5 protein-coding genes are annotated in these 4,826 nt (G+C 56.8%); all 5 read right to left on the reverse strand.

The annotated features are described in order from the left end of the window. Nucleotides 1-228: 228 nt before the first annotated feature. A complete protein-coding gene (rodA, locus tag ACOSYY_RS14760; RefSeq protein ID WP_421663290.1) occupies nucleotides 229-1,350 on the reverse strand; it encodes a rod shape-determining protein RodA in 1,122 nt (373 codons plus the stop codon). Next, nucleotides 1,347-3,218, reverse strand: coding sequence for a penicillin-binding protein 2 (mrdA, locus tag ACOSYY_RS14765; RefSeq protein WP_421663291.1), 1,872 nt, complete (start codon nucleotides 3,216-3,218; stop codon nucleotides 1,347-1,349). Before mrdA ends, rodA begins: the two co-directional genes overlap by 4 nt. 8 nt (nucleotides 3,219-3,226) lie before the next feature. Next, a complete protein-coding gene (locus tag ACOSYY_RS14770; RefSeq protein WP_421663292.1) occupies nucleotides 3,227-3,727 on the reverse strand; it encodes a hypothetical protein in 501 nt (166 codons plus the stop codon). After that, nucleotides 3,724-4,596, reverse strand: a complete 873-nt coding sequence (mreC, locus tag ACOSYY_RS14775; protein WP_421663293.1) for a rod shape-determining protein MreC — start codon at nucleotides 4,594-4,596, stop codon at nucleotides 3,724-3,726. The genes ACOSYY_RS14770 and mreC overlap by 4 nt, the downstream gene beginning before the upstream one ends. Nucleotides 4,597-4,609: 13 nt before the next feature. After that, a partial coding sequence (locus ACOSYY_RS14780; RefSeq protein ID WP_421663294.1) for a rod shape-determining protein occupies nucleotides 4,610-4,826 on the reverse strand: 217 nt, incomplete at its 5' end.

Consider the following 4,826-nt stretch of genomic DNA (forward strand, 5'->3'; position numbering starts at 1 on the left):
CGGTGACGACTCCGCCGTCAAGCACGGCCACACGGGTTTCCTCCCGGGCGACGGTTATTGCAATCTCACTTCCCATATTGACTCCTTTGGTCTACAAGCCACGCGAGCCAGTTGAGAGCGATGGACGCGGGCCCAAGCCCAGGTCCGTCACTCACTCCGGCTCCACCGGCTTCCCTATGATCTTCTCCGAACGACGGATCCTGAGCGTTCCGCCTGTTCGGTCATCGCTCAATAAAACAGGCTTAACCGCTTCCGCTTGACGTTCAACAGCAAGCCCAACGACGCCATGGTCATAATCGTGGCGCTTCCACCATAGCTCACCAGAGGCAAGGGAATGCCGACGATCGGAAACATCCCCGCCGTCATACCGATATTGACCACGACGCAAAAACATAACATCGCCACGATCCCCACGGCGAGCAGCGCTCCAAGCTGATCCTTCGCCTTGGACGCGATTTCCAGCGACAACCAAATCAACGTCACAAACAGCGTCAACAGTACCAGCACGCCGAGAAACCCCCATTCCTCCGCAAAGACGGCGAACACAAAATCGGTATGACCCTCCGGCAAAAACTTCAGCTGACTTTGGGTACCTCCGTGAAGCCCCTTACCTAATAATTCTCCCGATCCAATCGCAATTTTCGATTGCAGGGCATGGTACCCCTTTCCTGCCGGGTCATAACCGGGGTCGACGAACGCCATAATGCGCTGTCGCTGGTAATCATGCAAGGACCCCCACACCCCTTCCCAGGCAAACGGAAACAGCATGATCGAGAACAAGAGGATGAATCCTAAGGCTTGCGAACGAACGCCTACCATGAGGAGCATGGCGGCATACACCGCGACAAAGCTGAGCCCACTTCCCAAATCAGGCTGTTTCAAGATGAGGATGAGGCCGGGCAGCACCAACAGCCCGGGAACGATGACACGCTGCAGCCATCCCACACGAGGGGATTTCGAGTAGTAGTGTGCCAGTACCAAGATGAGTGTGAGCTTGGCGAATTCGGACGGCTGAAAGCTGAACGGGCCCAGCGCAATCCACCGCTGAGCCCCTTTGCTTGTTCGCCCTTCGAATAACACAAAAATCAGCATCAGCAAGATAAAGACGTAGGCCGGATAGGCAAACCGCGCCAGATGATGGTAGTCCGATGCCCACATGACGAGGAAAGCCGCCGCGCCGAGGCCGATCCATATCAACTGCTTCAGATAATACGGCGCCGTCCCGCTCTGCTGCCCATGCGTGACGCTATAAATGGACAACACTCCGATCCCCAGGATGGTAAGGATCAAGACAACATAGCGGATATCGAAACTGTCGAGGCCCCGATGCTCGGTCAATCGATCGATCATGAGTCTTTCGAAGAACGCCCCGATCCATTCACCCCGGTAAGATCCGAGGTAACGGCAGGCACCTGGGGCGTGAGCTTCATATACGTTTCAATGACTTCTTTCGCAAGAGGAGCCGCGGCGGACCCACCGTGCCCCATATGTTCAGCGAGCACGACAACGGCGATCTTCGGCGATTCCACAGGCGCAAAGGCGACGAACCAGGCGTGGTCTCGGAACTTTTTGGGGATGCTTTCTTCCGACCCGGTCCGAAGCGCCGCCACTTGAGCCGTGCCCGTTTTTCCAGCGATCGTCACCAGGGAAGATTTCGCCTTCGTCGCCGTTCCCTTTGTGACGACGTCGGCGAGCGCATCCTTGATGACGCGGAATGTTTCCGGCTTCGCATTGATTCTTCCGCGCGGAACTGCCGGCAGTTCCTGAAGATTTCCTGACGTTCTATCCATGACCGCCTGCACGAGACGAGGGCGGTAGTGGACCCCGTCGTTGGCGACTGTGCCGACCAGACTCGCCATTTGTAACGGCGTCACGGTCACATATCCCTGTCCGATGGCCGCCGAGATGGTCTCCCCGGGCAACCATTGCTCTTTTTTGGCTTTTTGTTTCCATGCGGTTGAGGGCATGATACCGGATCGTTCCGACGGTAATTCCCCTCCGGTGGCCTTCCCAAGCCCGAAGTCTTTCCCAACTTCGGCCATCACATCGATCCCCATCCGTTGGCCGATGGTATAAAAATACACGTCGCAGGAATGGACCAACGCATTGTGCAGATCGACATACCCATGACCGCTGGCCTTCCAGTCATGATAAACCCGCTTGCCGAACTGGTAGCCCCCATTACAGAACACGGTGCTGGAAGGCGACATGGTCTTTGTCTCCAACGCGGCGACGGCCATTGGGATCTTGAAGATGGAACCAGGGGGATACTGCCCCTGTGCGGCACGATTGTTCAACGGACGCCCCTCGTCCTGCACGATTTCCACCCACTGCTTCGCGGTCAGTTCGCGCGAGAGCACGTTGGGATCGAAGCCGGGACGGCTGGCCATGGCCAGAATATCACCGCTGTTCGGATCGAGCGCGACGATGGCGCCGTGTTCTTGGCCCAGCAGATCTTCGGCAACCTTTTGGAGCCGCACATCGATGGTGAGATAGAGGTCGTTTCCCGCTTGCGGCCTCTCGACAACCGAGGCCTTCTTCTCGTGGCCGAGCGCATCGACTTCAACGCTCTTCTGACCGGCCATTCCCCGCATGTGCCGATCATAGGACTTTTCCACGCCATATTGCCCCACGATGCTGCCTTGGTGAAGATCGAGAAACTCCGGTTTCTCCAGTTGATCCGCTGAAATTTCTCCCACATAGCCCAGGAGATGAGCCGCCGTCACGCCGTCTGGGTAGTTGCGCTGCGACTCGACCTGAATCATGACTCCGGGCATGTCGAGACGATGGGATTCGACCAGCGTGGCATCGCGCAGGGTCATGCGATCTTTGATCTTGCGCGGAAGCAGTTTGCTGCCTTTCGTCGTCATTTTTTTTCGAACGATGGTCGGATCAAGGCCGAGCAAATCGGTCAGCTGCTGAATCAAGACTTCGCGGTCCTTCACGTCTTCCGGCGTAACGTAGAGGCTGAAACTCGGTACGTTGTTCGCCAGGAGGACGCCGTGCCGGTCATAGATCAAGCCACGTGCCGGTTCGAGCAGCACCAATCTGGTACGATTGTTTTCCGACAAGTCTCGATAATACGGCCCTTCGTAAATTTGAAGATGCCAGAGACGCAAACCAAGCAGCACCACCACCAGCAAGAGCCCGACACGCAGAATGAAGAGCCGTCGATGAAGATCGCCAAATTCTGATTCCGAATAATGCGTCGTCACCATGTGAATGCCTACATTCGAGACTCGGACATCAACTGCTCGATATTCAAACGACTCCACATGAGCCAGTAAATCAATCCCCCAATCACCGCATCCAGGCAGGCTTGCGGCAGCACCACCGTCCGGACAGCCCACCACCAATCCTGTTGCGCGCTGAGCTTGAGGGCGAACGGAGTGATCACCCCGGCCATGCAGGAGACGACCAGCAGTCCTACCACGAGGACGACAGGGCTCAGGTAGACCACCTGCCGGCCTGCGAGACCTGCCATGAAACCCACGGTCCCCTTCAAGACCACGCCGGAAATCAGGTCTTGCGCGGAGAACAGACTCATCGCCCATCCGAGCGCGAGACCGACCAACAAGCCATCGAGTTCTCCGGCGATAAGGCCGATCAAAGACACTGCCACAAAGCCTAAATCCGGCTTCACCCCCCATACGCTGATGTGCGGCAGGAGGATGGACTGAATAGGCACAAGACCCACGATCACAACAAAATAGATGAGGGCTTTCATGACTTGGGCTTTGGAACGCCAAGGCGGTCCCCTTCGGTCGGAATAGAGGAAGATTGAATGACCAACACTTCCTCGACTCGATTCGGATCGACCTCAGGAGAAAGTTCCGCGGATTGGAACAGCGCTTCCTCTTCCTTATCGATTCTTATGATCGTGCCGATCGGTATACCTCGGGGAAACCCTCCCACCAATCCTGACGTGACGACGTGATCGCCCGGCCGCGCGTTGGACAACAGCGGAATGTACTTGAGCCGAGCCTGTCCCTGCGTCGTCCCTTCGACGATGCCCTCATCTCTGGTGCGCTGGATTAATCCGGCTATCGCATTATTCGGATCCGTCACGAGCAGGACGACGGCGGTGGAGGTCGTGGTCTTGACGACGCGACCGACCACACCTGCCGGAGTAATCACTCCCTGGTCCGATTGAAGGCCGTCGGACGCACCCTTGTTCAGAATGATCGTCTTGTACCAATTTCCGGTATCGCGCCCAATCACTTGGGCGGCCACGGAGGTGGGGAGGACTTGTCTCTTAAACTCCAGCAGTGCTGAGAACCGCTCCGTCGCCACTGAAGCTTCTCGCAGCTGCCCGTTTTGCTCCTTGAGCAGGTCCAGCTCTCTCCTCAACTGTTGATTTTCTTCTTCAACGCTTTGGAGGGCCACATATCGTCCCCAGATATCGGCGATGCTGTCATGGATTCCGGCCACCGCCTGGAGGGGCCAACTGATAATCCATCCTAACGGACTCCCCACCTGCTGAAATACGCTTTGGAGTTGGGCGGGAAAAAGCAGGAAGCCGAGCACGAGAATGACGGCAAGAACGAGGGCCACACGCCTGGCGCTGTACGGTGCGCGTAAATTGACCATCCGCATGAGGGATGGAACCTTACCGGAGGTTGTTCGCCTGAGACATGACCGATACCTTTCGGAGAAGATCCAGCTCATCCAAAATCTTGCCGACCCCCAACACCACGGAGGTCAGCGGATCGTCCACCGTAATGATCGGTAAGTTCGTTTCTTCTCGGAATCGTGTGTCCATCCCTTTCAGGAGGGAACCTCCCCCCGTCAACACGATCCCGCGATCGATAATATCCCCTGCCAGC

It is taken from the genome of Nitrospira sp. BLG_2 (assembly GCF_049222245.1).

Excerpts from the sequence above, each read along its gene's own strand:
- mrdA (WP_421663291.1), bottom strand. The coding sequence starts at position 3,218 with ATGGTGACGACGCATTATTCGGAATCAGAATTTGGCGATCTTCATCGA.
- ACOSYY_RS14770 (WP_421663292.1), bottom strand. The coding sequence starts at position 3,727 with ATGAAAGCCCTCATCTATTTTGTTGTGATCGTGGGTCTTGTGCCTATT.
- rodA (WP_421663290.1), bottom strand. The coding sequence starts at position 1,350 with ATGATCGATCGATTGACCGAGCATCGGGGCCTCGACAGTTTCGATATC.
- mreC (WP_421663293.1), bottom strand. The coding sequence starts at position 4,596 with ATGCGGATGGTCAATTTACGCGCACCGTACAGCGCCAGGCGTGTGGCC.